The organism is Rhodococcus sp. NPDC060086, assembly GCF_042730275.1.
In the GTDB taxonomy this organism is placed as follows: Bacteria; Actinomycetota; Actinomycetes; order Mycobacteriales; family Mycobacteriaceae; genus Rhodococcus.
The window spans coordinates 12,150-38,185 of sequence record NZ_JBHWWZ010000045.1 but is presented as its reverse complement, the minus strand read 5'-3'; the positions used below and the strand labels follow the sequence as shown (position 1 = coordinate 38,185).

At 66.5% G+C, this 26,036-nt stretch carries 23 protein-coding genes and 1 pseudogene; 11 read left to right on the top strand and 13 right to left on the bottom strand.

The window, feature by feature from the left end; all coding sequences use genetic code 11:
• Positions 1–448: 448 nt before the first annotated feature.
• From ACFWB0_RS20435 to ACFWB0_RS20420, 4 genes and pseudogenes are all read left to right on the top strand, one after another.
• A pseudogene (locus ACFWB0_RS20435) lies at positions 449–671 on the top strand (hypothetical protein); the annotation flags it as partial.
• Between the two features lie 91 nt (positions 672–762).
• Positions 763–3,117 (top strand): sulfatase-like hydrolase/transferase, encoded by a 2,355-nt coding sequence (locus ACFWB0_RS20430; RefSeq protein ID WP_378492275.1) that lies wholly within the window; start codon positions 763–765, stop codon positions 3,115–3,117.
• Positions 3,118–3,224: 107 nt separating this feature from the next.
• Positions 3,225–3,635 carry a transcriptional regulator gene (locus tag ACFWB0_RS20425; RefSeq protein WP_378492274.1) on the top strand — a complete coding sequence of 137 codons (411 nt, stop codon included), beginning with the start codon at positions 3,225–3,227 and terminating at the stop codon, positions 3,633–3,635.
• Complete coding sequence (locus ACFWB0_RS20420; RefSeq protein WP_378492273.1) at positions 3,632–4,012, top strand: DUF3817 domain-containing protein; 381 nt, start codon at positions 3,632–3,634, stop codon at positions 4,010–4,012. The genes ACFWB0_RS20425 and ACFWB0_RS20420 overlap by 4 nt, the downstream gene beginning before the upstream one ends.
• A gap of 21 nt (positions 4,013–4,033) precedes the next feature.
• Here ACFWB0_RS20420 and ACFWB0_RS20415 read toward each other — a convergent pair whose 3' ends face one another.
• The 3 genes from ACFWB0_RS20415 to ACFWB0_RS20405 all read right to left on the bottom strand — a co-directional run bounded on the left by ACFWB0_RS20415 (position 4,034) and on the right by ACFWB0_RS20405 (position 7,373).
• Positions 4,034–4,474, bottom strand: coding sequence for a response regulator (locus ACFWB0_RS20415; protein ID WP_378492272.1), 441 nt, complete (start codon positions 4,472–4,474; stop codon positions 4,034–4,036).
• A complete protein-coding gene (locus tag ACFWB0_RS20410) occupies positions 4,471–6,024 on the bottom strand; it encodes an ATP-binding protein (RefSeq protein WP_378492283.1) in 1,554 nt (517 codons plus the stop codon). The genes ACFWB0_RS20415 and ACFWB0_RS20410 overlap by 4 nt, the downstream gene beginning before the upstream one ends.
• Before the next feature lie 149 nt (positions 6,025–6,173).
• On the bottom strand, positions 6,174–7,373 hold the full coding sequence (locus ACFWB0_RS20405; RefSeq protein WP_378492271.1) for a PP2C family protein-serine/threonine phosphatase: 1,200 nt from the start codon (positions 7,371–7,373) through the stop codon (positions 6,174–6,176).
• Positions 7,374–7,606: 233 nt separating this feature from the next.
• Here ACFWB0_RS20405 and ACFWB0_RS20400 point away from each other — a divergent pair, with 233 nt between their 5' ends.
• A complete protein-coding gene (locus tag ACFWB0_RS20400) occupies positions 7,607–7,918 on the top strand; it encodes an STAS domain-containing protein (RefSeq protein WP_378492270.1) in 312 nt (103 codons plus the stop codon).
• Positions 7,919–7,948: 30 nt separating this feature from the next.
• Complete coding sequence (locus ACFWB0_RS20395; protein WP_378492269.1) at positions 7,949–8,380, top strand: ATP-binding protein; 432 nt, start codon at positions 7,949–7,951, stop codon at positions 8,378–8,380.
• On the opposite strand, the gene ACFWB0_RS20390 is transcribed toward ACFWB0_RS20395, so the two are convergent.
• The 9 genes from ACFWB0_RS20390 to clpS all read right to left on the bottom strand — a co-directional run bounded on the left by ACFWB0_RS20390 (position 8,381) and on the right by clpS (position 14,932).
• Complete coding sequence (locus tag ACFWB0_RS20390) at positions 8,381–8,536, bottom strand: hypothetical protein (RefSeq protein ID WP_378492268.1); 156 nt, start codon at positions 8,534–8,536, stop codon at positions 8,381–8,383.
• Positions 8,537–8,590: 54 nt separating this feature from the next.
• A complete protein-coding gene (gene rdgB / locus ACFWB0_RS20385; protein WP_378492282.1) occupies positions 8,591–9,211 on the bottom strand; it encodes an RdgB/HAM1 family non-canonical purine NTP pyrophosphatase in 621 nt (206 codons plus the stop codon).
• A gap of 1 nt (position 9,212) precedes the next feature.
• Entirely contained in the window at positions 9,213–10,001 is a 789-nt protein-coding gene (gene rph / locus ACFWB0_RS20380; protein ID WP_378492267.1) for a ribonuclease PH, read from the bottom strand.
• 47 nt (positions 10,002–10,048) lie between these two features.
• Complete coding sequence (locus ACFWB0_RS20375) at positions 10,049–10,810, bottom strand: cyclic nucleotide-degrading phosphodiesterase (RefSeq protein ID WP_378492266.1); 762 nt, start codon at positions 10,808–10,810, stop codon at positions 10,049–10,051.
• 129 nt (positions 10,811–10,939) lie between these two features.
• Positions 10,940–11,563, bottom strand: a complete 624-nt coding sequence (locus ACFWB0_RS20370; RefSeq protein ID WP_378492265.1) for a rhomboid family intramembrane serine protease — start codon at positions 11,561–11,563, stop codon at positions 10,940–10,942.
• A gap of 13 nt (positions 11,564–11,576) precedes the next feature.
• A complete protein-coding gene (locus tag ACFWB0_RS20365; RefSeq protein ID WP_378492264.1) occupies positions 11,577–12,797 on the bottom strand; it encodes an RNA-guided endonuclease InsQ/TnpB family protein in 1,221 nt (406 codons plus the stop codon).
• A gap of 119 nt (positions 12,798–12,916) precedes the next feature.
• The gene (locus ACFWB0_RS20360; protein ID WP_378492281.1) at positions 12,917–14,032 is read right to left on the bottom strand and encodes a P1 family peptidase; all 1,116 of its coding nucleotides are present in this window, start codon (positions 14,030–14,032) and stop codon (positions 12,917–12,919) included.
• The gene (locus ACFWB0_RS20355) at positions 13,993–14,571 is read right to left on the bottom strand and encodes a DUF2017 domain-containing protein (RefSeq protein WP_378492263.1); all 579 of its coding nucleotides are present in this window, start codon (positions 14,569–14,571) and stop codon (positions 13,993–13,995) included. Before ACFWB0_RS20355 ends, ACFWB0_RS20360 begins: the two co-directional genes overlap by 40 nt.
• 25 nt (positions 14,572–14,596) lie before the next feature.
• Entirely contained in the window at positions 14,597–14,932 is a 336-nt protein-coding gene (gene clpS, locus ACFWB0_RS20350) for an ATP-dependent Clp protease adapter ClpS (protein WP_378492262.1), read from the bottom strand.
• A gap of 69 nt (positions 14,933–15,001) precedes the next feature.
• Between clpS and ACFWB0_RS20345 the strand changes: the two genes are divergently transcribed.
• The 3 genes from ACFWB0_RS20345 to ACFWB0_RS20335 are packed head-to-tail and all read left to right on the top strand — an operon-like array spanning position 15,002 to position 18,976.
• Positions 15,002–16,339, top strand: coding sequence for a nicotinate phosphoribosyltransferase (locus tag ACFWB0_RS20345; RefSeq protein ID WP_378492261.1), 1,338 nt, complete (start codon positions 15,002–15,004; stop codon positions 16,337–16,339).
• 5 nt (positions 16,340–16,344) lie between these two features.
• Positions 16,345–16,920 (top strand): isochorismatase family protein, encoded by a 576-nt coding sequence (locus tag ACFWB0_RS20340; RefSeq protein WP_378492280.1) that lies wholly within the window; start codon positions 16,345–16,347, stop codon positions 16,918–16,920.
• A gap of 25 nt (positions 16,921–16,945) precedes the next feature.
• Positions 16,946–18,976, top strand: coding sequence for an ATP-dependent DNA helicase (locus ACFWB0_RS20335; RefSeq protein WP_378492260.1), 2,031 nt, complete (start codon positions 16,946–16,948; stop codon positions 18,974–18,976).
• 4 nt (positions 18,977–18,980) lie between these two features.
• On the opposite strand, the gene glgP is transcribed toward ACFWB0_RS20335, so the two are convergent.
• Entirely contained in the window at positions 18,981–21,557 is a 2,577-nt protein-coding gene (gene glgP, locus ACFWB0_RS20330; protein WP_378492259.1) for an alpha-glucan family phosphorylase, read from the bottom strand.
• Between the two features lie 211 nt (positions 21,558–21,768).
• Between glgP and ACFWB0_RS20325 the strand changes: the two genes are divergently transcribed.
• Both ACFWB0_RS20325 and glgB read left to right on the top strand, forming a co-directional pair.
• Positions 21,769–23,787, top strand: a complete 2,019-nt coding sequence (locus tag ACFWB0_RS20325) for an alpha-1,4-glucan--maltose-1-phosphate maltosyltransferase (RefSeq protein ID WP_378492258.1) — start codon at positions 21,769–21,771, stop codon at positions 23,785–23,787.
• Positions 23,788–23,852: 65 nt separating this feature from the next.
• Positions 23,853–26,033 carry a 1,4-alpha-glucan branching protein GlgB gene (gene glgB / locus ACFWB0_RS20320; protein WP_378492279.1) on the top strand — a complete coding sequence of 727 codons (2,181 nt, stop codon included), beginning with the start codon at positions 23,853–23,855 and terminating at the stop codon, positions 26,031–26,033.
• Positions 26,034–26,036: the final 3 nt, after the last annotated feature.

The window sequence follows — 26,036 nt, the reverse complement described above, 5'->3', positions numbered from 1 at the left end:
GGGCGGGGCGCCCTTCGGGTTTGGGGGTTTCTTGACCCCCCGCGCCCACCCGGTACCTTTTAATATTTGCCCTGACGCGGAGGGGGGGCTCCGCCCCGGAAAACGGGGCTCGGAGCCACACTTTCTTCGTTCCTGCCCACTCCTTCACCCTCAGTGGGTGAGGCGCTCCCCCGAACGCGGTAGCAGTCTTGGAGCGGCTTTGGCGCGGGGCGCGAGCAGCGCACTCCGGCCGCACGCAGAGGCAGGCCCTGTCATGGCAGGTCCCGACGACACCTCGGAGAGCGCACCGCCGAGCGTCGACGAACGGCATGAACTCGAACGTCTTCGGAGAGAAGTCGCCGACCTGCGCTGGACCGCGGTGGTCATCGCGCTCGTGCTGGTGGGGTTTGCTCGCCATCAGTTCGGTGCTCGCACGATTTGCACGCAGCGAGATTCTCGACACCGACCCCTGGTGGACCGCGGGTTCGTATTCGCCGACAAGATCCCCGGTGTCGACAAGCAGTTCGTACTGTTCGAGTCTCCCGAACTCGTCCGGGCACAGCGTGCTGTCCGCGCCGCCCCTGCAGACGATGCTGCGCGCGGTGCTGGTCACGGGCCTCGTGGTGGCGATCGGCGCCCGTCTGATCGGTGGATCGTCGTCGGCGATGGCGGTTCGTCGTCCGCCCGGTCGTCGCGAAACCGCGAGATCCGACCGACTCGGCCTGACCATCGCAGATCTGTTGTCTCGCAATGCACTCCACTCGATGAAGGGATCAATGCAGCATGACGAAGAGGCGTGAGGTCCTTCCGATTCCCGATCGGCAACAACTCGGACTGATCACATACGACGCAAAAGATCCGGACACATCTTTCCCTCCGATCGAACCCCTGCTACCGCCGGAGGGTGCACCGAATGTTCTGGTGATCCTGCTCGACGATGTGGGGTTCGGGGCCGGCAGCGCCTTCGGTGGTCCGGTGCACTGCCCGACCGCGGAGCGGTTGCAGCGCAACGGTCTGACCTACAACCGGTTCCACACGACCGCCCTCTGTGCGCCGACCCGCGCCGCTCTCCTCAGCGGACGCAACCACCATTCGGTCGGAATGGGCATGATCACCGAGACGGCGACCTCGGCCCCCGGGTCCTCAGGGTTGCGGCCGAACACCAAGGCGGCGTTGGCCATGACCTTGAAACTCAACGGCTACTCGACCGCCCAGTTCGGCAAGTGCCACGAAGTTCCGCCGTGGCAGACGTCCCCCGTCGGTCCGTTCGACGCCTGGCCTACCGGAGGAGGCGGTTTCGAGCACTTCTACGGATTCATCGGAGGCGAGAACAACCAGTACTACCCGGCGCTCTACGAGGGCATCGTTCCCGTGGAAGCCGACAGGGGCCCCGACGAGGGATACCACCTCACCGAGGACCTCGCCGACCACGCGATCGAGTGGATTCGTACCCAGAAGGCGCTTGCCCCGGACAAGCCGTTCTTCGCCTATTTCGCACCCGGCGCGACCCACGCTCCCCATCATGTTCCGCCGGAGTGGGCGGACAAGTACACCGGCCGGTTCGCCGACGGCTGGGATGCGCAGCGAGAGTCGATTCTCGCTGAACAGAAGCGGCGCGGTGTCGTGCCACCGGACACGGAACTGACTGCACGTCCGGACGCTATCCCTGCATGGGACGAGATGGACGAGGCGCTCACGCCGGTGCTGGAACGCCAGATGGAGGTCTACGCGGGCTTCCTCGAACACACCGATTTCCACGTCGGTCGTGTGGTCGACGCAATCGAGGCGCTCGGCGCGCTCGACAACACCCTCGTCTACTACATCATCGGCGACAACGGCGCCTCCGCCGAAGGAACAGTCAACGGGGCGTTCAACGAGATGGCGAACTTCAACGGCCTCGCAGCAATCGAGACGCCGGAGTTCATGGCTGCGATGAAAGAGAAACTCGGCACACCGGACGCCTACAACCACTACTCGGTGGGATGGGCGTGGGCGATGTGCTCGCCCTTCCAATGGACCAAGCAGGTCGCGTCCCACTGGGGTGGCACGCGCAACGGCACGATCGTCCACTGGCCCGCCGGGATCCGGAGCAGAGGCGAGGTGCGCTCGCAGTTCACCCATGTCATCGACGTGGCGGCGACGGTGCTCGAAGCGGCCGGGTTACCGGAACCGACGTTCGTCAACGGCGTGCAGCAATCTCCGCTCGAAGGTCCCAGCATGATGTACACCTTCGATGACCCCGACGCACCGGAGCGGCACGACCTCCAATATTTCGAGATGGCGGGCAATCGCGGGATCTACTACAAGGGCTGGAGTGCGGTCACCCGGCACAGCACCCCGTGGCTGCCCGATGAGGAGCTTCCCGCCCTCGACGACGACGTCTGGGAACTCTACGACGGCACCACCGACTGGTCACAGGCCCGCAACCTCGCGACCGAGAAACCCGAACTGCTGGCGTCCCTTCAACGCCTCTGGTTGATCGAAGCAGTGCGATACAACGTGCTCCCGATCGACGACCGCCGATTCGAACGGCTCAACCCCACGATCGCGGGCAGACCTCAGGTGGTGACGGGCGCCAGGCAGGTGCTCTTCCCCGGCATGAAACGGCTGAGCGAACACAGCGTCATCGACATCAAGAACAGGTCCTTCTCGGTGACAGCGGCAATCGAGACACCGAAGAAGGGCCCGACCGACGGTGTGGTCATCGCGCAGGGTGGTCGATTCGGCGGCTGGGCGCTCTATGTGCGGGAGAACTGTGTGAAGTTCGTGTACAACCTGCTCGGCATGAACGAATTCGCCATCGGCGCCACGGAAGATCTCCCAGCGGGGACGCATCAGATCCGAGCCCACTTCGAGTACGACGGAGGTGGCCTCGCGAAGGGCGGAGACGTCACCCTCTACATCGACGGCCGCAGTGTCGGTGCGGGCCGTGTCGACCGCACTCAGCCGATGATCTTCTCCGCGGACGAGACCACGGACATCGGCGACGATTACGGCATGCCCGTCAGCGATGATTACGCGGGCCACAGCAAGTTCAACGGCCGCATCGACGTCGTACAGATCGACGTCGGAGACGACGACCATTCGCACCTCATCGACCCCGCAGAAATCGCCCGGGTCGCGACCTCACGACAGTAGAGGCCCGCCTGGGGGGAACGAATTGCCACCTCCATACCACGTGACCTCGACCACTGCACTGGATCGGTCTTGGCAGGTCGGTGCGGTGCTCAGGTACCGTCGATGCCGTGTCCGACTACCGTCCCCCGCGCCGCGTGGCTCTGATCGTGTTGGTGGTCGTCGCCGCGGGCGGGTGCCTGGCCCTCGGCTATTGGCAGTGGACACGCTTCGAAGAGGTCGGCGGTAACGGGCAGAACCTCGGCTACGCATTCCAATGGCCGGCCTTCGCGTTCTTCTGCATCTACGCGTACCGACGGTTCGTCAAGCTCGAGGCAGAGGAAGCCCAGGCCGACGACCCGGACGGAGTCCGGGCGTCGAAGCCGCAGGAACCTATAGAGATTCCCGAGGATCTTCTCCCGAGCCGCCCGCGGGTCGCGCTCGACGACGACGCCGGGGCCGACCTCGAGACGAAGCAGATCCAGGAGTACAACGAGTACCTCGCGCAACTCTCGCGAGGGTCCGATAGGAGCGGTCAGTGAGCACCACCCCCGAGCAGGCGTCCGATCAGGCAGCTGTCGCTCCCCGCAACGTCAGCGACGCCGATCGCAAGAAGATCGGCTCCGCTCTGGTGCGGTACCGCGTCCTCGCGTACGCCACCGGTGTCTGGCTGCTCGTCCTCACCGCCGAGATGATCGCGAAGTACATCATCGGCATCGAGAACCTGCCATCGTGGATCGCGATCGTGCACGGCTGGGTGTACGCCGTCTACCTGGTGCTCACCTTCGATCTGTCGATCAAGGTGCGCTGGCCGGTCTCGCGCACCATCGGAACCTTGCTCGCCGGCACCGTCCCGTTCTTGTCGTTCTACGTCGAGCACCAGCGCACCAAGCAGGTCAAGGCCGACTTCGGGGTCTGAGCCACTCCCCTCCACCCACGCTCAACGCGTCGGCAACCGCACCACCTGCACGAAGAACTCGTCGATCTGCTTGACGGCCTTGATGAATTGATCGAGGTCGACGGGCTTCGTCACATACGCGTTTGCGTGCAACCGGTAGCTGCGCAGGATGTCTTCCTCCGCCGACGAGGTGGTGAGTACGACCACCGGGATAGGCGCGAGGTCGGGGTCGGATTTGATCTTCTCGAGCACCTGACGGCCGTCGTACTTGGGCAGGTTGAGGTCGAGCAGGATCAGGTCAGGTTTGGGCGCGTCGACATGAGCACCTCGCTGGTAGAGGAAGTCGAGTGCTTCCTCGCCGTCACGAACAACATGCAGTGCGTTTCCGATCTTGTTGTCTTCGAAGGCTTCGCGCGTCATCAATTCGTCGCCGGGGTCGTCTTCCACCAGCAGAACATCGATCGGCTGACCGGTCGGGGTCATGGCAGTGCTCCTTCGAGAGCCGTATCGGACGCGGGCTCGTCGTCGCCCGCCACCGGAATCGTAAAGCAGAAGCGACTGCCGCCTGCATACGCCAGGTCGATCCAGATCTCGCCGCCGTGGTACTCGACGATCTTGCGGCAGATGGCGAGGCCGATTCCGGTACCGCTGTAGGTATCGCGACTGTGCAGCCGCTGGAAGATCACGAACACCTTCTCAGCGAACTCTTCGGAAATGCCGATTCCGTTGTCGGTCACGCTGAACTGCCACCGTGCGTCGTCGCCTGTGCCCGCCTGCTCGCAGTCGATTCGTACTATGGGTGTCCGATCCGGATGCTGGAACTTGATCGCGTTGCCCAGCAGGTTCTGCCACAACATCACCAGCAGCGTGGGGTCGCCCACGACCTCGGGGAGCGATTCGGGACGTTCGATCGACACGCCGGAATCGTCGATGGCCTGCGCGAGATTGGCGAGCGCTGAATCGAGCGGCCGATCGAGTGCTATGTGCACGTGGGCGTCGCTCACTCGGCCCACGCGCGAGAAGGTGAGCAGATCGTTGATGAGGACCTGCATCCGCTTCGCGCCGTCCACTGCGAAGTCGATGTACTGGTGTCCTCGCTCGTCGAGTTGGTCGCCGTACCGCTTCTCGAGGAGCTGGCAGAACGACGCGACCTTACGCAAAGGCTCCTGCAGGTCGTGCGATGCGACGTAGGCGAACTGTTCGAGTTCGGCGTTGGACCGGCGCAGATCGACGGCTTGGCGCTCCACTTGGTCGTGGCGTTCCCGCGACAGGGTGAGCTCTTCGACGATGCGCGCCCGCATGCCGTCGACATCGACGGCCAGCGCTCGAATATCGGCGGGCCCCTCAGGGCTGATGTGCTGGTCGAAGCGTCCACTGGCGACGGTGCGGGTCGCCTCCCTCAATGTGGTCAGCGGACGTACGACCAGGATCTGTACGAGCACGGCGACGCCCACGCCGCTGAGCAGGAACGCAGCCACCAGCGATGCGAGTACGCGGTCCCGCGTGCTTCGCACGTCGTCCAGTTCGACCACGCCGTCCAAGCGCGCCTGGGACAGGTCCGAGTTCTGGATGACGAACAATTCCTGGAGTCGTTCGAAGGCCGACCTCCCCGCCTCCACCATCGCCACGTCCGCAGCCTGTGGTTCGCCGGGGACGACGGCGCTCACGAGCGGAAGTGTGTACACCCTGCGCCATTCGTTCGCGGCCTGTTCGATGGCGTCGAGGTCGGCGAGGAGTTGCTCGTTGCCGCCGAGGAGCCCTTCGCCTCGGAGGAGGGCACGGAGTTCCTCTGCGGCCTCCTGCTCGGCCGCGCGACCTTCCTCATACGGTTCGAGGAACTGCGGGTCGGCCGAGATGATGTAGCCGAGCGCTCCCGTTTCTTGGCTTCCGAGCGCACTTTGCATTCGGTGGGCTTCGACGCGGGCCGGCTGGATGACGTCCCGTAGATAGTTGGACACTTCCGTGGTTCGCGTCAAGAAGTGGCTGCCGACGATCGTTCCGACCACCACGAGCACGCCCATGAAGCCCAGCATGAGCAGTATCCAGCCCTGCACCGTGACGCGCGAGCGCCGCCCGCCGTCGCGCCGGGTCGCATCGTGATGCTCGTCGCGACGGGTCGCATCGTCACGCTCGTCGCGAACGTCCGCGCTCCGCTGGGTGCTGTCAGGGTCGATCGGTTCAGTCATACGGTTCGGGTCGCTTTCGTGCTCCATCGCACATGGACGACTGCGACGTCGTCGGACAGTCCGCCGTGTGCGTCTGCGAGTTCTTCGGCCCCTTGGATGAGCATGTCGGTGAACTCTGCGGGCTCGAGACCGATACCCCGACGCGCCAACTCGAGCAGTCCGCCTTCGCCGAGGCGCTCGTGCCCGGAGCCGGTGTGTCCTTCGAACAGTCCGTCGGTGAACAGCGTGACGGCTGCTCCTTCGGGTAGTTCCAGGTGGTGCACGGGCCAGGTTGCAACTCCGGGCATGAGCCCCAGCGCGGGTCCTCCCGGAGCCTCGACCCACTCCACTTCATTCTTGCTGCGCAGGAGCAGGCCGGGGTGGCCTGCTCGTATGATCGAGACGGTCCGACGATCGGGTGCCATGGCAAGGACGGTCACGGTCGCAAAGATCCGATCAGCCGCACGCTCCGCGACGAGGATCTCTTCGAGCTTGGCTGTTTGGAGTTCACCGAAGATTCCTGCGAGGACGAGCGTGCGCCACGCGATGCGCAGAGCCACTCCGAGTGCGGCTTCGTCGGGCCCGTGCCCGGAGACGTCGCCGACGAGAACGTGGACGGTGCCGTCGCCGGACTGCACCACGTCGTAGAAGTCCCCTCCGAGCAGGGCAGAGGTGCGACCGGGGCGGTAGCGGGCCACCACGTCGAAGTCGTCCATGTCGAGGAGCGGCGAAGGTAACAGGCCACGTTCGAGCCGGGCGTTCTCCTGTGCGCGGAGGTGACTGACCTGGAGGGCTGCGGCATTCTGTTCCGCTTGCTTACGTTGGATTGCGTAGCGAACAGCGCGACTGAAGAGGTCCGGTTCGACCCGGCCTTTCACGAGGTAGTCCTGGGCGCCGACTGCGACGGCGGCGAGCCCGGTCTGTTCTTCCGCCATGCCGGTGAGCACGACGATCGGCACGTTCTCGGCGTATTCCTGCACCCGCGCGACGGCTTCGAGGCCGTGCGAATCGGGCAGGTGGAGGTCGAGCAGCACACAATCGGGCGCGGTGTTCGCCAGGGCGGCGCGAGCATCCGCGAGCGACTGCACCCACACGACCTTCATTTCCGGGGCGCTGTCGGCGACAAGTTCTTCGACGAGCAGTGCGTCGCCCGGGTCATCTTCGATCAACAACAACAACGGCGCATGCGCCACTTCCCCCGGTCGATGCGCATCCACGACGGTCGTCCCTCCTGCTCACGGCGGCCCCCGGGAAGTCGGCGATCCGCGCCGACACCCTCGCGGAACAATACCCACAGGTGTGACCGGGTGCGTAGGCCGACAACATCACAGCCCCGCACTCGCATCCTTCGGAGGGTTCTTGCATGATGGGCACTGTGAATGAGCGATCAACGGAACATCCCCACATGGGCATGTCGGCGACACAGTCGGGGTCTGTCACGGTGTTGTCGGTGAGCGGAGATGTCGATCTGTCCAGTGCGCCGCTGCTGGAAGAGCACGCGCTCGGTCTACTCAGCGACAGTCCGTCCGGCTTGATCGTCGATCTGACCGATGTGAATTTTCTCGCGTCGATGGGTATGGCGTTGCTCGTGGAGTTGTCGAAGCGTGCCGCAGGCAGTGTCGAGTTCGCCGTGGTGGCACACGGAAACGCCACCGCACGACCGCTCGAACTCCTCGGACTGGGAGACGTCCTTGCCATCCATCCACGACTCGACGACGCTCTCTCTGCGTTGAGCGGCGACCCGGCACCCCCGCCGGAATAGCGCTGTCCGTCTCGACGAGCAGAGGGAACTATGCCGACTCACCCATCAGGGGCAGCGTCGTTCGCGTCCGGTGGAATCTATTTCCACGGAGTGCGTGCGGATCCGACCGATATCGCCGGTGTCCGCCGCTCGATGCAGCAGTGGCTGGGCAATCTCGATCTCGGGCCCGAGTACGAACAGGACGTGGTGCTGGCCAGCTACGAGGCCTTGGCGAATGCGGTCGAACATGCCTACACCGCGGATGACCCGTCGGCGACGGTGGACCTCGAGGCCGTCTACCGCCCCCGCGACCGTCATCTCGAGGTGACGGTCGCGGATCACGGCAGGTGGCGCGACGCCGTGGAGCAGACCGGATACGGGTCCCGCGGGCACGGGCTCACTCTCATGCGCAGTCTCTCGACGGAGATGGTCGTGACACCGAGCGTCGATGGCACGCATGTTGCCATGCGCTGGTCGCTCTGATCAGACCTCGAGCTTGCCGACGTCGGCGCGATCGCCGCCGAACTTCAGCTTCAATTCTCGGCGCGCGGCCCGGTCGCCGAGGTATTCGAGGAAGCGTCGTCCCTCCGCTGTTCGCTGCTCGTCGAACTCACGACCGCGATGCCAGAAGACAGACACACTGAGCCGGCGGCGTGTGTCTGTCTTCTGTGTTCGCGTACTGCTGTCTACAGGTCAGTTGCCTGCGAATGCAGCGAGCGCAGGCACGAGCTGAGCGAGCGCGCGGCCGCGATGGGACGCGGCGTCCTTCTCCTCGGCGCTGAGCTCGGCGGCGGTGCGGCTCTCCCCTTCGGGCACGAAGATCGGGTCGTATCCGAACCCGTTCGCCCCTCGTGGCGCACGCGCGATCGCACCGCGCCACTCGCCGCGCACCACGGTCACGTCGACGTTGTCGCCGTCGGGAACGGCAAAGGCACAGGCCGACACGAACGCGGCGCCGCGCCGGTCGTCCGGCACATCACCCAGTTGGGCGAGTACCAGTGCCGTATTCGCACCGTCGTCGCCGTGGGTGCCGCTCCACCTCGCCGACAACACACCGGGCATCCCGCGCAGGGGGGCGATTTCGAGTCCGGAATCGTCTGCAATGCAGGCCATCCCGGTCGCAACTGCACCGTCGCGTGCCTTCGCTGCCGCGTTCTCCTCGAACGTCGCACCTGTTTCTGGTGCCTCCGGGTAGGGCGGGACGGTATCGAGACCGACCAGCTCGATCCCGGCGATCCCCGCGTTGTCGAGTACCCGCTGCAACTCCCGGAGTTTCTTCGCATTCCGGCTTGCCACGAGCACCCGCGCGCCCATGTCAGGCACCGAACTTCTTCTTCGCAGGCGCTGCTACTACGGGTTGGGGCAGAACCCCGGGGTACGGCAGTTCGAGGGCCTCACGCTGGATGCGGCACAGGTCCTCGATCCCCCCGAACGCCGAGTCGAGCAGCTTGTCGAGGGTCGAACGCGGGAACGTGGCGCCTTCGCCGGTGCCCTGGATCTCGACGAGGGTGCCCGTGTCGGTGGCGATGACGTTCATGTCGACCTCGGCGCGCGAATCCTCCTCGTACGGGAGGTCGAGCCGGACGCGGCCGTCGACGACGCCGACGCTGATGGCCGCGATCTGGCACGAGAGCGGTTGCGGATCGGCGAGGCGACCTGCGGCGCGGAGCCAGGTGACCGCGTCGGCGAGCGCCACATAGGCACCGGTGATGGCCGCGGTACGGGTTCCGCCGTCGGCCTGGATGACATCGCAGTCGAGGGCGATGGTGTTCTCGCCGATGGCGGCGAGGTCGATGCACGCGCGCAGGGAACGGCCGACGAGTCGGCTGATCTCCTGGGTGCGGCCGCCGACCCTGCCCTTGACGGATTCGCGTCCGCTGCGGGTGTGGGTGGCGGCAGGCAGCATCGCGTATTCGGCGGTGAGCCAGCCCAGGCCCGATCCTCGACGCCACCGCGGCACGCCTTCTTCGACGCTCGCGGTGCACATCACGCGGGTCTGCCCGAATTCGACGAGGACCGATCCCGCGGGGTGGCTGGTGAACCCTCGGGTGATCTTGATGTCGCGGAGTTGGTCGTCTTCCCTACCGTCTGCTCGTGTCGTCACCCGAACGAGCCTAGGGGATGCCTCGCGGACGGACTCGGACGACCGACTCAGATGCGGTAGACGTCGCCCGAGGTCACTGCGTGGACGGGACCGTGGAACTCGGCCTTCGCCTCCGCGATGACGTCTTCGCGCGACGTCCAGGGTGGAATGTGGGTGAGCAGCAGTTCGCCGACGCCGGCGCGGGCGGCGACCTGCCCTGCTTCGGTGCCCGACAGGTGGATGCCGTCGGGCCGCATCCCCGGCGCGTGGGTCCACGATGCCTCGGACAGCAGGACGTCGGCTCCGCGTGCAAGCTCGACCACCTGATCGCACATCCCGGTGTCGCCCGTGTAGACGATCGTGCGGCCGGAGTCGCTCGTGATGCGGAATCCGTAGGCCTCGGGGGGATGGTTGACCTTCGTGGGCCTGATGGTGAGCGCACCGAAGCGGAAGGTTCCGCCGTCGCTCAGCGGTCGGACGTCGAGGGTGTCGGAGACGTCGTCGATCTCGCCTGCCACCTCGGCCGATGCGACACCGAGACGCTGCGCGGTACCGGCAGGGCCGTAGACGGGAATCCGCCCGGTGGGGGCGTTCGGGGAGTAGCGGCGCCACACGAGCAGACCGGGTATGTCGAGACAGTGGTCGGCGTGGAGATGCGACAGCAGCACGGACACTTCGCCGGGATCGGCGTGGCGTTGCAGAGCTCCGAGCACTCCCGGACCGAAGTCGATGACCAGCGGCGGGGTATCGGGCGCGGTGAGCAGATACCCGGATGCGGGAGAATCCGGCCCGGCCACACTGCCCGAGCACCCCAGAACGGTCATGCGCATATGGGCCATGCTGCCATGCCGAAGGTCCTCGATGAAGTCAACACCCGTTTTCGTGGTGGACTCACAGTTACAACAATGCTGTGACGTACGGATCGGCACCCGGTGCGTACGTGACGCCGGTCGCTGGGTTCAGCGCAGCGGATCCGCCGCTTTCACCGCCCGCGCGCGGCGCGCATCGGACGAGAGCAGCCAGGCTGCGACGACACCACCGATCGCCCCGAAGAGGTGTCCCTGCCACGACACGAACGGGTCGCTGGGGAGCACGCCCCACAGCATTCCGCCGTAGAAGAACAGCACGACGAGTCCGAGCACGATCTGCCCGCCCTTACGCGTGAAGATCCCGCGGATGATCAGGTACGTCAGCCAGCCGAAGATGAGCGACGATGCACCGATGTGGTTGTCACCTGATCCGGCGAACAGCCAGGTCCCGACTCCTGCGACGACCCAGATGACGGCGGTCGCCACGAGGCCGCGGGTGATGCCGGACGACAGCAGGACCAGAAAGCCCAGGACGAGTGCGGGAACCGTGTTGGCGGTGAGGTGCGTCCAGTCACCGTGCAGGATGGGTGCGAACAGGATTCCCCACAGGCCGTCGCTCGTACGGGCTTCGATTCCCGCCGACTGGAGATCGGCCGGCAGGATCCGATCCACGATCTCGACGACGTAGAGGAAGGCGACGAAGCCGCCGATCCACATTCCGGAACGCAGCCAGGTGGGCCGTTCGGTCGGTGGGGTACCCGTCGGGATGGTCATGCGTCCATTTTGACTACTCCCCGCCCTGAAGGACGAGGATTCTCGGACTCACATCCGAGAGTTCCTGTTTCACCGGCGAGTGCGGACGGGAGGACCCGTGCCGTCTGACATCGCCTCCGCAGGCGTTTCGTGTCTCCGCCAGCCCGGCGGCGACGAGGATGTTCTTCGCGGCATTGATGTCCCGGTCGTGCCGGGTGCCGCAGTCGGGGCACGTCCAGTGGCGTGTCCCGAGGGACAGCACGGCGAGCAGATGCCCGCACGCACTGCACGTCTTCGAGCTGGGATACCAGCGGTCGATCACCACGAACCGGCGTCCGGCCCGCTCGGCCTTGTACTCGAGCATCGACCGGAACTCACCCCACCCGCATTCGCTGATCGACTTCGCCAACCGGCGGTTGCGGACCATGTTGCGCGGGGCGAGGTCTTCGACGGCAATCGTGTCGAACCGCGCCGCGAAGTCGGTACTGGTCTTGTGGAGGAAGTCGCGGCGGGCATCGCGGACGCGGGAGTGCTTGCGTGCGACCTTCACCTTCTGTTTCGCTCGGTTGTTCGATCCCTTCTGCATCCGCGCCAGGCGCTTCTGCTGACGCCGCAGGCCGCGTTCATGTCGGGCCATGTGCTTAGGATTCGCGATCTTCTCCCCGGTCGAGAGGACCGCGAAGTCCTTGATGCCGAGGTCGACGCCGACCGATTCGCCGGTCTCCGGCAGCGGGGCGGGATCGGTCGTGTCGACGGCGAACGTCACGAACCACCGGCCGTCCGCCTCGCGGGAGACAACCACCATTGTCGGGTCGAGCGTGGCGAGGTCGATGTCCGGCCAGGACCACGCCACCCGCAGCGGCGCGGTGGTTTTCGCCAGCCACAGCCCGTCCGTTTTGATGCGGAACGCGGAGCGTGTGTAGTGCGCGGACTGGCGAGAATGCCGGTTCTTGAACCGTGGGTACTTGGCGGTGCCCTTGAAGAACGATTGGAACGCGGTGTGCTGGTGGCGCAGCGTTTGTTGCAGTGGCACCGAGGACACCTCGCCGAGGAACGCAAGCTCCTCGGTTTTCTTCCACTCGGACAGCGTGGCGTCGGTTTCCTTGTACGAGGTCGATTTCTGCTCGGTGGTGTACCGGCGTTGCCGGTCGGCGAGGGTCCTGTTCCACACGACGCGCACGCATCCGAATGTGCGGCACAGCAGTGCCGCTTGTTCGGTGTCCGGGTAGGCCCGGACTTTGTACGCCGTCCTCATGCCCGGCATTTTACACGAATGGTCACTATGAGTAACGCCATTCCTCCCGCCGTGAACGACGGGGCATCCTGGCGAGGTCCCGGTGACGTCTGTCCGGGTGACGCGTGGGTCTGTCGTGGTCAGAGGGCTCGAGCGGACGGGAAGGTGTCGAAGTAGGACGGGATTCCCGCCACGGACTCGGCAGAGAGCACCGCGTCGACGATGGCGCGTTCGACGGCGTCGGCCGCGGCTACGCACAGGGCCGCGAGTACCGGCAGGTCGGGCGGGAATGCGTCGGGTACGCCCTCCGGTAGGGCGAGCTCTGCGGTGCCGGTGGACAGGGCGAAGAGCGTGTCGCCGTCGAGGGGTGAGTGTGCGGGTCGGATCGCGCGAGCCAATCCGTCGTGGCCGGCCACGGCAACCCGGCGACACCCGGCTTTCGACAGGGGTGCATCGGTCGCGATGACGCCGATGGTCGTGTTCAGCACGGTGCCCTTGTCTCCGACTGCGTTGGCGGCGGCGAGTTCCTCGGCGTCCGGAGCCGCGAGACCGAGATCGGCTGCGCGAGCCGTGGTCGTGCCCCACAGCAACCCGGTGCGGGGGTCGAAGACCGAACCGACGGGATTGGCCACGACCAGCGCGGCGACGGTGGTGCCTGCTGCCGGCCCCTCCGTCAGGCGGATACTCGCGGTGCCGATTCCCCCTTTGAGGACGCCTGCGCGGGCTGCGGTACCGGCGCCGACGGACCCTCGCGGCAGTGCTGTGTCGGTGGCCGCCGCCATGGCCGCGTAGCCGCTGTCGGCGGTGGGCCGGGTGTGCCACTGCCCGACGGGCAGATCGAAGATCACCGCACCGGGCACGATCGGCACCACGGCGCCGGGCGCGCCCATCGGGATGCCGCGGCCCTGTTCTTCGAGATAGCGCATGACGCCGTCGGCGGCGGCGAGACCGAAGGCGCTTCCCCCGGTGAGTAGAACGGCATCGATGTGCCGGACCGAGTGGCTCGGATCGAGCAGGTCGGTTTCGCGGGTGCCCGGTCCGCCTCCGCGCACGTCGACCGCCCCGATGGTGGGTCGGTCGGCGACGATCACGGTGCAGCCGGTGGCGGCGCCGGTGCCGGGCTGTTCACCAGCGACAGTGACGTGGTCGTCGAGTTGCTGCCAGTGGCCGACGCGCACCCCTGCCACGTCGAGGAGGGAATCCGTGGGGCCGGATGTCACGGCAGCAGCGCCTGGACGAGCGAGTCCTGCATCCAGGTCAACCAGTGGTAGACGTCGAGGTGCGGTGCGCGGGGATCGTCGTCGTCGAGACTTTCGGGGGTGTCGGCATCGATGCCGAGGGTGGTGCCGAGCGCGAGCCGTACGTCGTTGAGCCCGTACAGCCAGGCCTCTGCCTGCTCCGGGTTGAGCACCACTTTGCCGCCGTCCTCGGGCACGGTCCGCAGGATGACGGCACCGGCAGCGAGCTTCGCGTCGATGATGCTCGGTTCGTGCAGGCTGCGCAGCGCGCCGTTGAGGTCGCCGGCCTCGTCGTCGGGGTTGACGGTCGAGTCCGCGTCGGGTCGGTGGAACTCGGGAAGCAATCGTTCGAGAGCGGGAATCTCGGGTGGGGTCGAGTTACCGGTGCGAAGCCCGGTGAGTTCGGCGAGATCGTCCTGGGGTGCCTGCGCAGTACGGTCCTCCAGCATTCCGAGCACCGAGGCGACGAGGGAGCGCAGGACAGAGGCCTCGTGGCCGTCCATCTCGGAGCGAAGTTTGAGGCCGCTCAGCGAGTTCTTCCGGGTCCACTGCCGCACGTCGGTCGGATCCTCCTGTAGGCGCTTACTGGTCCCGTTGCATCGTGGCCCACAGCCCTGCGGCATGTAGACGTTGCACGTCGTGTTCCATCTTGTCACGGGACCCGCTCGACACAACGGCTCTGCCTTCGTTGTGCACCTCGAGCATGAGTTCGGTCGCCTTGGCCTTGCTGTAGCCGAACAGCTTCTGGAAGATGAACGTCACGTAGTGCATGAGGTTGACGGGGTCGTCCCACACGACGGTCACCCAAGGCCGGTCGACCGCCTCGACCTCTTCGACGACTTCCGCTTCGGCAGGCATGGCCTGGCTCGCGGTGATCACGTGGACGTCGAGGGTGGTTGTCCTGGAACACGGCGCCATGGGTCCAGGGTACGGCGTTCTCGCGACTCGAAAAACCCGCCGTCGTGATGCTCGTTCTAGAGTGAGCGAATGGCTGTCACATCCGCCGGTACAAAGCCGGTGAGCACCGCACTGTTCACGGACAAATACGAACTGACGATGCTCGAAGCCGCACTGGCCGACGGCTCCGGCAATCGTTCCTGCGTGTTCGAGCTGTTCGCCCGCAAGCTTCCGGCGGGTCGCCGGTACGGGGTGGTCGCCGGAACCGGCCGTCTGCTCGACGCGCTCCCCGCGTTCCGGTTCGGCGACGCAGAACTCGCCGTGGCCGCCGACTTCCTCGAACCCTCGACCGTGGAGTGGTTGCGCAACTTCCGATTCAGCGGCGACATCGACGGCTACCGCGAGGGCGACTTCTACTTCCCCGGTTCTCCGGTTCTGTCCGTCCACGGCACGTTCGCCGAATGCGTCCTGATCGAGACGCTGGCCCTGTCGATCTTCAATCACGACAGCGCTATCGCGTCCGCCGCCGCGCGCATGGTGAGCGTGGCCGACGGACGCACCCTGATCGAGATGGGCTCGCGCCGCGCGCACGAAGAGGCAGCGGTGGCCGCGGCTCGCGCGGCGTACCTCGCGGGATTCGACTCGACGTCGAACCTGGAGGCGGCGCGACGCTACGGGGTTCCCGCCGCAGGGACCGCCGCACACGCGTTCACCCTGTTGCACACCACCGCGCACGGCCGCGACGAGGCGTCGGCGTTCCGCAGTCAGATCGAGTCACTCGGTGTCGGCACGACACTGCTCGTGGACACCTACGACATCACCCAGGGCGTGGCCACAGCCATCGAGGTGGCAGGGCCCGAGCTCGGTGGCGTCCGGATCGACTCCGGCGACCTCGGGGTGCTCGCACGTCAGGTGCGCAGGCAACTCGATGATCTCGGTGCTCGGCGGACGAAGATCGTGATGTCCGGTGACCTCGATGAATACGCGATCGCAGGTCTGCGTGCCGAGCCGGTCGACGCGTACGGGGTCGGGACCTCGGTGGTCACGGGTTCCGGTGCACCGACCGCAGGCATGGTCTACAAGCTCGTCGAGGTCGACGGCATTCCGGTAGAGAAGCGCAGCATGGCCAAGGAGTCGCGCGGGGGTGCGAAGCGCGCGGTGCGGTACGCGCGAGGCACGGGCACACTCGTCGAGGAGGTCGTCTACCCCGCACACCTGGAGGTCCCGAAGGGGGAAGGTCGGACGACGACGGACCTTGTGGTCCCGCTGGTGCGCGGTGGCGAGCCTGTCCCCGGTCTCCCTACGCTGGAGGACAGCAGGGAGTATCTGAAGAAGTCGATGGTGAGTCTGCCGTGGGAAGGGCTGACGGTATCGGCCGGCGATCCGGCGATACCCACCCGTTTCGTCACTGCAGCGGATCAGAGGTGAGGGCGTTGCGAGCGCTGTTGGTGGTGGATGTACAGAACGATTTCTGCGAGGGCGGCGCTCTCGCGGTGACCGGTGGCAGCGCGGTTGCCGCCGCCGTGACGCGTTTCCTCGCCGAGAGCGGCGAGGACTACACCCATGTGGTCGCGACTCGCGACCACCATGTCGATCCGGGTGAGCACTTCTCGGACGATCCCGATTTCGTCGATACGTGGCCGCCGCACTGTCGCGCCGACTCCGCCGGGGCCCGATTCCATCCGGATCTGGATCTGTCGCGGGTCGAGGCAGTGTTCTCGAAGGGCGCCTACGAGGCCGCCTATTCCGGTTTCGAGGGGGACAGCGAGTCGGGGCAGTCCCTCACGCAGTGGCTCCGCGAGCGCGATGTGACAGAAGTCGATGTCGTCGGGATCGCCACCGACCACTGTGTACGCGCGACCGCGTTGGACGCCGTCGAGGCGGGTTTCCGGACGCGGGTACTCCTCCAGTACACGGCAGGCGTCGCCGACGCGACCGTCGCGGCAGCCCTCGATCAGATGCGCAGTGCAGGTGTTCACCTGGTCGAACGGGTCGGCGCCGAAACCTGACGGTGGGTCCCGCTACCCTGGCTCGGTGCCCGAACTTCCCAATGTCCCCGAATTGCTGCGTACCGCGGTGCACGCTCTGGGCGGCAAGGAGCGGCGCACTCAGCTGACCATGGCGTCCGCGGTGGCGCACAGCATCGACACCGGTGAGCATCTCGCGGTGCAGGCAGGCACCGGCACCGGCAAGTCGCTCGCGTACCTCGTGCCGAGCATCCGGTACGCAGTACAGACCGGCCGCACTGTGGTGGTCTCCACCGCGACGATCGCGCTGCAGCGCCAGCTCGTCGACCGCGACCTCCCGCGTCTCGCGGAGGCACTCGAGGAGACCCTGGGACGGCGGCCGCGTTTCGCGATCCTCAAGGGCCGCGGAAACTACCTCTGCCTGAACAAGATCCACACGGGTCTCGCAGAGGAGGCACCGGCCGAGGCTCAGTTGTTCGACGCGTTCACGCTCTCGCGTATCGGCCGCGAGGTGCGTCGCGTGACGGAATGGTCGTCGAGCACCGAGACCGGCGACCGCGACGACCTCTCCCCCGGCGTCTCCGACCAGGCGTGGCGTCAGCTCAGCGTCACCGCACGCGAATGTCTCGGTAGGTCGCGTTGTCCCGTCGGCGACGACTGTTTCGCCGAGATCGCTCGCGCCGAGGCGTCGCGGGTCGATGTGGTCGTCACCAATCACGCACTCCTCGCGATCGACGCCATCACGGGGATCGCGATCCTGCCCGAACACGACGTGGTGGTCATCGACGAAGCCCACGAGCTCGTCAACCGGGTCACCGGTGTCGCCACCGCCGAACTGTCCGGCAGCACCATCTCCGCTGCGGCGCGGCGCTGCGTCAAACTCGTCGAAGACGAAGACGTCGACCGGCTCGAGGGTGCCGCCGAGAACTGGGAGTCCCTGCTCGAAGAGCTTCCGGCCGCTCGGTGGGATTCGATGCCCGACGGCGCGGCGGCCGCGCTCGCCTCGGTCCGCGACGCCGCGTGGGCCGTGCACACCGCGATCGGCCCGGCCAAACCCGGCACCGACCCGGAGGCCGCCGCGGCCCGCAGCCAGGCGCTCGCCGAGATCGACGACGTCCACGACTGCGCGGTCCGGGCGCTGACGACGTTCGAACAGCCCGATCCCGCGCAGCGTCAGGATGTCGTGTGGTTGGCGGCCGACGAGTTCCGCGGCAACGTGCGTCGCACTGTGCGGATCGCGCCGCTGTCGGTCGGTGGTCTGTTGAGGTCACGGTTGTTCGGTGAGTCGACGGTGATCCTCACCTCGGCAACCCTGACGGTGGGCGGGTCGTTCGACGGTCTGGCCGTCAACTGGGGTCTTCCGCCGCAGGCGCCGTCGCGCAGCGAGACCACGGCGGCATCGGGAGCAGAGCCGCCCGCAGACAAGAGCGACCTGAAGTGGAACGCCGTCGACGTCGGTTCACCGTTCGACCACGCCAAAGCCGGGATCCTGTACATCGCGAAGCACCTCACACCGCCTGGCCGCGACGGTCTCGCGTCGTCGCATCTCGATGAGATCGCCGAGCTGGTCACGGCGGCGGGTGGTCGCACTCTGGGTCTGTTCTCGTCGATGCGCGCAGCGAAAGCCGCCACCGACGCCCTGCGCGACCGCATCGACACCCCGATCCTGTGTCAGGGCGACGACTCCACCGGTGCATTGGTCGACAAGTTCGCGGGCGACGAAGCGACGTCGCTGTTCGGCACCCTGTCGTTGTGGCAGGGTGTCGACGTGCCGGGCCGGTCGCTCTCGCTCGTCCTCATCGACCGGATCCCGTTCCCCCGACCCGACGATCCGCTGCTGGTCGCCCGGCAGCGCGCCGTCGAGTCGCGCGGCGGGAACGGGTTCATGGCGGTCGCAGCAAACCATGCCGCGCTACTTCTCGCCCAGGGTGTCGGCAGATTGCTGCGGGCCACAGACGACCGCGGGGTCGTCGCCGTTCTCGACTCGCGTCTGGCCACGGCCCGATACGGCGGCTACCTGCGCGCGTCGCTCCCGCCGTTCTGGGAAACCGCCGACCCGGCCGTCGCCCGGAAGGCCCTCACCCGCCTCACGAGTTGAAGACTTACGGCAGGGCGACCATGCCGAACTCGGCGGGAGTTGCCATCAGGTCGTGGTGCGGGAGCACGCGGACGGTGTATCCGACCGCACCCGACAACGGCAACGGCACGTCGACGGTGAACTCCTCGCCGAGGGGGTCCGCCCCCGAGTGCGTCATCGGCACTGTCACTGTGTCGCTGAGGGTGTCGTCCGATCCCACCTTGCCGAACACAGCCTGTACCTGCACATCGTCGGGGTTCAGGCCGCCGAGTTGGACGTGCGCGATCAGTCCGAGGCTCGAGCCGATCACGGGGCTTTCCTGCAGTCCGTGACTGTCGACCTGCACGACCCGCACCGCCGGCCACGCGGAGTCGATGCGGTGCCGGTACTCGGCCAGCGCCTTGGCTCCGGCGAAGTCGTCGGCGACGATCGCGCGGGCCGCTTCCGCAGCGGGCGTGTAGTAGTCGACGGCGTAGTCGCGAACCATGCGCGACGCGAGCACCTTGGGTCCGAGGTTCTCGAGGGTATGACGCACCATCTCGATCCAGCGGGTGGGCACGTCGCGCTCGTCGCGCCCGTAGAATCGCGGCAGCACCGAGCGTTCGAGCAGTTCGTACAGCGCTCCGGCTTCGAGATCGTCGCGTCGCACATCGTCGACGCCGTCGGCTGTGGGGATGGCCCAGCCGTTCTCCCCGTCGAACATCTCGTCCCACCATCCGTCGCGGATGGACAGGTTCAGCCCGCCGTTGAGCGCGGACTTCATGCCCGACGTTCCGCATGCTTCGAGCGGACGCAGCGGGTTGTTGAGCCACACGTCGCATCCCCAGTAGAGGAAGCGCGCCATCGACATGTCGTAGTCGGGCAGGAACACTATGCGGTGCCGCACATCGTGCTGGTCGGCGAATCGCACGATCTGCTGGATCAGGCCCTTTCCACCGTCGTCGGCGGGGTGGCTCTTACCCGCGACGACGAGCTGCACCGGCCGCTCCTCGTCCAGCAGCAGGGCGCGCAACCGCTCGGGGTCGCGCAGCATCAGTGTCAGCCGCTTGTAGGTGGGCACGCGGCGGGCGAAACCGACCGTGAGTGCGTCGGGATCGAAGACGGTGCCGATCCAGCCGAGTTCGGCTTCGGTGGCGCCGCGTTCGAGCCACGAGTTGCGCAGGCGACGTCGAACCTCGTCGACGAGCTGTCCGCGCAACACGTTGCGGGTGGACCACAGTTCGGCCGGGTCGACGGTCTGCAACAGTTCCCAACCGCGGGCCTCCTCGACGCGGTCCGGTCCGGCGAGCCGATTCGCGAGAGTGATCCATTCGCGCGCCGCCCAGGTCGGGGCGTGGACGCCGTTGGTCACCGATCCGATCGGCACCTCGGTTGCATCGAACCCGGGCCACAACCCCTCGAACATCCCGCGGCTGACCTCACCATGCAGCTTGGACACCCCGTTGGACCGTTGTCCGAGGCGAAGGCCCAGGTGCGCCATGTTGAACACGTGAGGGTCGTCCTCGCGTCCGAGAGCGAGAATCCGGTCGACGGTCAGACCCGGTAACAGCGCCGATTCGTTCTCTCCGTTGGGTCCTGCGAAGTAGTGCCGGACGAGGTCGATCGGGAAGCGGTCGATGCCTGCGGGCACGGGGGTGTGGGTGGTGAACACCGTTCCGGCCCGCACCGCAGCGAGGGCATCGTCGAAGTCCAGACCGGTGGTGGTGACGAGTTCGCGGATTCGTTCCGCCCCGAGGAACCCCGCGTGCCCCTCGTTCATGTGGAACACCTCGGGGTCGGGCAGTCCGTGGATGCGGGTGTATGCGCGCACCGCCCGCACTCCGCCGATTCCCGCGAGGATCTCCTGCTTGATGCGGTGGTCCTGGCCGCCGCCGTACAAGCGGTCGGTGACCTTGCACATGTCCTCGTCGTTGCTCGCGATGTCGGAGTCGAGCAGCAGCAGCGGCACGCGACCCACTTGCGCGATCCACACCCGCGCATCGAGGGTGCGTGCGCCGGGGACGTCGACGCGCACGAGCGCGGGCGTGCCGTCTGCCTCGGTGAGCAGGCGCAGCGGCAGGCCCTGCGGGTCGTACGACGGATAGTGTTCGAGCTGCCAGCCGTCGGCGCTCAACGACTGCTTGAAGTAGCCGGAGCGATACAGCAGTCCGACACCGATGAGCGGCAGACCGAGATCGGAGGCGGCCTTGAGGTGGTCGCCCGCGAGAATGCCGAGTCCGCCCGAGTAGTTGGGCAGGACCTCGGTGACACCGAATTCCATGGAGAAGTAGGCGATGCCCTCGGGCAGGGCGGTACCGCGTTCCCGTTGGATCTGGTACCAACCCGGATGCGACAGGTAGTGGTCGAGGTCCGCCGCAGCAGCTTCGAGCCGGGCGAGGAACTCGCCGTCGGTCGCCAGCGTATCGAGGCGCGACGGGGCGATCTCACCGAGCAGGCGGACCGGATCCTCGTCGACCTTCGCCCAGAGTTCGGGGTCGATGGATTCGAACAGATCCTGCGTCTGCGGGTGCCACGACCAGCGCAGATTGATGGTCAGTGCCTCCAGCGCGGCGAGCGGCTCGGGCAGATGGGCTCGGACGGTGAACCGACGCAAGGCTTTCACCCCGCGAATCCTACCCAGGTTCGGCCGTATCCGACGGGCGTGATGCCTGTGCCCTGCGGCGCACTACCGGGAGACCGATCGGAAGTGGACGTTTCGCCTTTCCGGCCCGCATGAGCGGAACTCTGCCGCTGCCTGGATTACGGTTGTGGTCGTACACCACACGGTTCATTTCGGCGCGGGCCACCCGCCCGCCCCAGCGAACGGAGAACACGTGACAGGTCGTCTCGCCATCGACGACGTTCGGCCCGCGATCGACGGCGGGAGGTATCCGACCAAAGCTGTCGTCGGCGAGGTGGTGCCGGTGTCGGCGGTGGTGTGGCGTGAAGGGCACGATGCACTTTCGGCGACACTCGCGGTGCGTGGACCGGCGGCGGACCCCGAGACCATGGGCAAGCTCGTGCGGATCCCCATGACACCGGGCTACGAACCCGACACGTTCGACGCTGTGTTCACCCCGACGAGTGCCGGTAGGTGGACCTACCGGATCGAGGCATGGAGCGATCCGATCGCCACGTGGCGGCACACCGTCGAGGCGAAGCTCGACGCGGGCCAGGGCCCGGAGGATCTGGCCAACGATCTCGAGCACGGCGCACGTCTGTTCGAGCAGGCCGCCAAGACGGCTCCGCGTGGAAGCCGACCCGTACTTCTTGCGGTCTCGGCGTCACTACGCTCGCATCGCACCCTCGCCGAGCGTGTGGCCTCCGCCTACTCCCCCGACGTCACCGAGATCCTCCGTGCCCATCCGCTGCGCGAGATGGTCACCCGCGGTCGCGCCTTCACCACCGTCGTCGATCGTCGCCGCGCGCTGTTCGGTTCCTGGTACGAGTTCTTTCCCCGATCGACGGGCGGCTGGAACGACGACGGCACCGCGCGGCACGGGACGTTCGCGACGGCGGCGGCCGATCTACCCCGTATCGCCGCCATGGGGTTCGACGTGGTGTACCTGCCACCGATCCACCCGGTCGGCAAGATCAACCGGAAGGGTCCCAACAATTCTCTGGTCGCCGGACCCGACGACGTCGGGTCTCCTTGGGCGATCGGGTCGGATGAGGGTGGCCACGACGCTATCCATCCCGACTTGGGCACCGACGAGGATTTCCGCGACTTCGTCACTCGCGCCCGGGAACTCGACCTCGAGGTCGCATTGGATCTGGCGCTGCAGTGCGCACCGGATCACCCGTGGGCGCAGTCGCATCCCGAATGGTTCACGGTGCTGCCCGACGGGACGATCGCATACGCGGAGAATCCTCCCAAGAAGTACCAGGACATCTACCCGATCAATTTCGATCTGGACCGCGACGGCATCTACGCCGAGGTGCTGCGTGTGGTCCGGCACTGGATCGCTGCGGGGGTCCGCATCTTCCGGGTCGACAACCCGCACACCAAGCCACCGGACTTCTGGGAGTGGTTGATCGAGGAGGTCCACAAGACCGACCCGGACGTGGTGTTCCTCGCCGAGGCGTTCACCCGTCCCGCCCGGATGTACGGTCTCGCGCGTCGCGGATTCACGCAGTCCTACACGTACTTCACGTGGCGGATCGCCAAGTGGGAACTCACCGAGTTCGGGACGGAGATCGCGAGCAAGGCCGACGAAGCGCGGCCGAACCTGTTCGTCAACACCCCCGACATCCTCCACGAGTCGCTGCAGCACGGGGGGCCCGGAATGTTCGCGCTGCGAGCGGCATTGGCCGCGACCCTCGCCCCGACGTGGGGGGTGTATTCGGGTTACGAACTGTACGAGCATGTTGCGCTGCGCCCCGGCAGTGAGGAGTACCTCGACTCGGAGAAGTACCAACTGCGACCACGGCGGTTCGACGATGCCCGGCGCCGCGGTGAATCCCTCGAACCGTGGCTGACCGAACTGAACAGGATCCGGCGGGCTCATCCGGCGCTGCAGCAGCTCCGCAACATCACGTTCCACCACATCGACAACGACGCGCTGATCGGATATTCGAAGTTCGATCCGACGACGGGCGATACGGTGCTCACCATCGTCAACCTCAATCCGTACGCCGCGGAGCAGGGCACGATCTGGCTCGACATGCCTGCCATCGGACACGACTGGCACGACCATCTGCCGGTGTACGACGAGGTCAGCGGCGAGCAATACCATTGGGGTCAGGCCAATTTCGTGCGTCTCGAACCATGGCGCGCAGTCGCGCACATACTCGTGCTGCCCCGGATCGGCATCCCCGCACGCACAACCCTCGCATACAGGAGGCAGCCGTGACCGGGTCACCGTCGTCACCGGAGCCGGACGGAACACCGCCGCGCGGCAGGTCGAGTGCGTCTGCACTGCGTCATGCGCCGCACCCCGACGATCTGGCACGCCTCGTCGCCGGCGAGCACCACGATCCCCACTCGGTCCTCGGTGCGCATCCGCACCCCGAAGGCACCGTGTTCCGGGCGTTGCGTCCGGGTGCCCAGGCGGTGGCGGTGCGTGTGGGTGGAACGGATCACCCTCTCGAGCCCGTGGGGCACGACGTGTTCAGCGCGTTGGTAGCGCTCCACGATCCCGGGGACTATCGCCTCGTCGTCCGATATCCGTTCGACCACACCGTGGTTGTTGCCGATGGATACCGGTTCCTGCCCACCCTCGGCGAACTCGATCGTCATCTGATCAGCGAGGGTCGACACGAACGGTTGTGGGACGTGCTCGGCGCCCATCCCCGCTCCTACGACACACCCGACGGCACGGTGACGGGAACGTCGTTCGCGGTGTGGGCGCCCGGCGCGCGAGGCGTGACGGTGCTCGGCGAGTTCGATATGTGGGGCGGGACCACTGCACCGATGCGTGTCCTGGGCTCGAGTGGCGTGTGGGAGTTGTTCGTTCCGGGTGTCGAACCGGGCGAACTCTACAAATACAGAGTTCGTGGACACGACGGTTCGGTGCGCGACAAGGCCGACCCGATGGCGTTCGCTACCGAGGTGCCTCCGGCGACCGCGTCGGTCGTCACGCGCAGCACGCACGAGTGGCACGACGAGCAGTGGCTCGCCGCGCGCGACGCAGCGCAGCCGTGGCAGGAACCGATGAGTGTGTACGAGGTGCATCTCGGTTCGTGGCGACCGGGACTGACCTACCTGGAGCTGGCCGATCAGCTGGCCGAGTACATCCACGAGACCGGGTTCACGCACGTGGAGCTCATGCCCGTCGCCGAGCATCCTTTCGGCGGATCGTGGGGTTATCAGGTCACCTCGTACTACGCGCCGACCGCACGGTTCGGTACGCCCGACGAGTTCCGCGAGTTCGTCGACCGGCTGCACGCCGCCGGTATCGGCGTGATCATGGACTGGGTGCCCGCGCACTTCCCGAAGGACGAGTGGGCTCTTGCCCGATTCGACGGCAGCCCCCTGTACGAACATGCGGACCCTCGGCGCGGTGAGCAACTCGACTGGGGCACCTACGTGTTCGACTACGGGCGCAAGGAAGTGCGCAACTTCCTGGTCGCGAACGCGTTGTTCTGGATCGACGAGTTCCACATCGACGGGCTGCGTGTCGACGCGGTGGCGTCGATGCTCTACCTTGACTATTCACGCCCCGAGGGTGAGTGGACCCCGAACGAATTCGGCGGACGCGAGAATCTCGATGCCGTGGCGTTCCTGCAGGAACTCAACGCGACCGTGCACAAGCACCACCCCGGGGTCGTGACGATCGCGGAGGAATCCACTGCATGGCCGGGGGTCACCCGACCGACGAATGTCGGCGGCCTGGGTTTCTCGATGAAATGGAACATGGGCTGGATGCACGACACCCTCGGGTATCTCATGCACGATCCGGTGCACCGTACGTTCCACCACCACGAGATCACGTTCTCACTGATGTACGCGTGGAGCGAACATTTCGTGCTGCCCATCAGCCACGACGAGGTCGTTCACGGCAAGGGCACGCTGTGGACCCGGATGCCCGGCGACGCACACACGAAGGCCGCGGGGTTGCGCACGATGCTCGCATACATGTGGTCGCACCCCGGTAAGCAACTGCTGTTCATGGGTCAGGAGTTCGGGCAGGTCGCCGAATGGTCGGAGGAACGCGGTCTCGACTGGTGGCAGCTCGACGACCCGGACACCGGGGCACTGCACACGGGTATCCGCGCGCTGGTCGCCGACCTGAACCGCACGTATCGCGAGCACCCGGCGCTGTACACACTCGACACGACCCCCGGCGGGTATTCGTGGATCGATGCGAACGACGCCCACAACAACGTGCTCAGCTTCCTGCGTTACGGCAGTGACGGTTCGGTGATCGCATGCCTGTACAACTTCTCGGGCAGCGTCCACGCCGACTATCGTGTCGGATTGCCGGAACCGGGTGCGTGGGACGAAGTGCTCAACACGGACGCGACCGCGTACGGGGGAAACGGCACCGGTAATCTCGGCGCGGTGATCGCCACGGCTCGATCGTGGCACGGTCGCCCGGCGTCTGCTCGGGTGACGCTACCTGCGCACGGCGCGATCTGGCTGTCGCCGCGGCGCTGAGCG

Bases quoted from the DNA above. Each gene is read 5' to 3' on its own strand.
- ACFWB0_RS20365 (WP_378492264.1), bottom strand. From the start codon at position 12,797: ATGAGGACGGCGTACAAAGTCCGGGCCTACCCGGACACCGAACAAGCG.
- ACFWB0_RS20395 (WP_378492269.1), top strand. From the start codon at position 7,949: ATGCCGACTCACCCATCAGGGGCAGCGTCGTTCGCGTCCGGTGGAATC.
- ACFWB0_RS20345 (WP_378492261.1), top strand. From the start codon at position 15,002: ATGGCTGTCACATCCGCCGGTACAAAGCCGGTGAGCACCGCACTGTTC.
- ACFWB0_RS20430 (WP_378492275.1), top strand. From the start codon at position 763: ATGACGAAGAGGCGTGAGGTCCTTCCGATTCCCGATCGGCAACAACTC.
- ACFWB0_RS20375 (WP_378492266.1), bottom strand. From the start codon at position 10,810: ATGCGCATGACCGTTCTGGGGTGCTCGGGCAGTGTGGCCGGGCCGGAT.
- clpS (WP_378492262.1), bottom strand. From the start codon at position 14,932: ATGGCGCCGTGTTCCAGGACAACCACCCTCGACGTCCACGTGATCACC.
- ACFWB0_RS20370 (WP_378492265.1), bottom strand. From the start codon at position 11,563: ATGACCATCCCGACGGGTACCCCACCGACCGAACGGCCCACCTGGCTG.
- ACFWB0_RS20415 (WP_378492272.1), bottom strand. From the start codon at position 4,474: ATGACCCCGACCGGTCAGCCGATCGATGTTCTGCTGGTGGAAGACGAC.
- ACFWB0_RS20410 (WP_378492283.1), bottom strand. From the start codon at position 6,024: ATGCTGGGCTTCATGGGCGTGCTCGTGGTGGTCGGAACGATCGTCGGC.
- rdgB (WP_378492282.1), bottom strand. From the start codon at position 9,211: ATGGGCGCGCGGGTGCTCGTGGCAAGCCGGAATGCGAAGAAACTCCGG.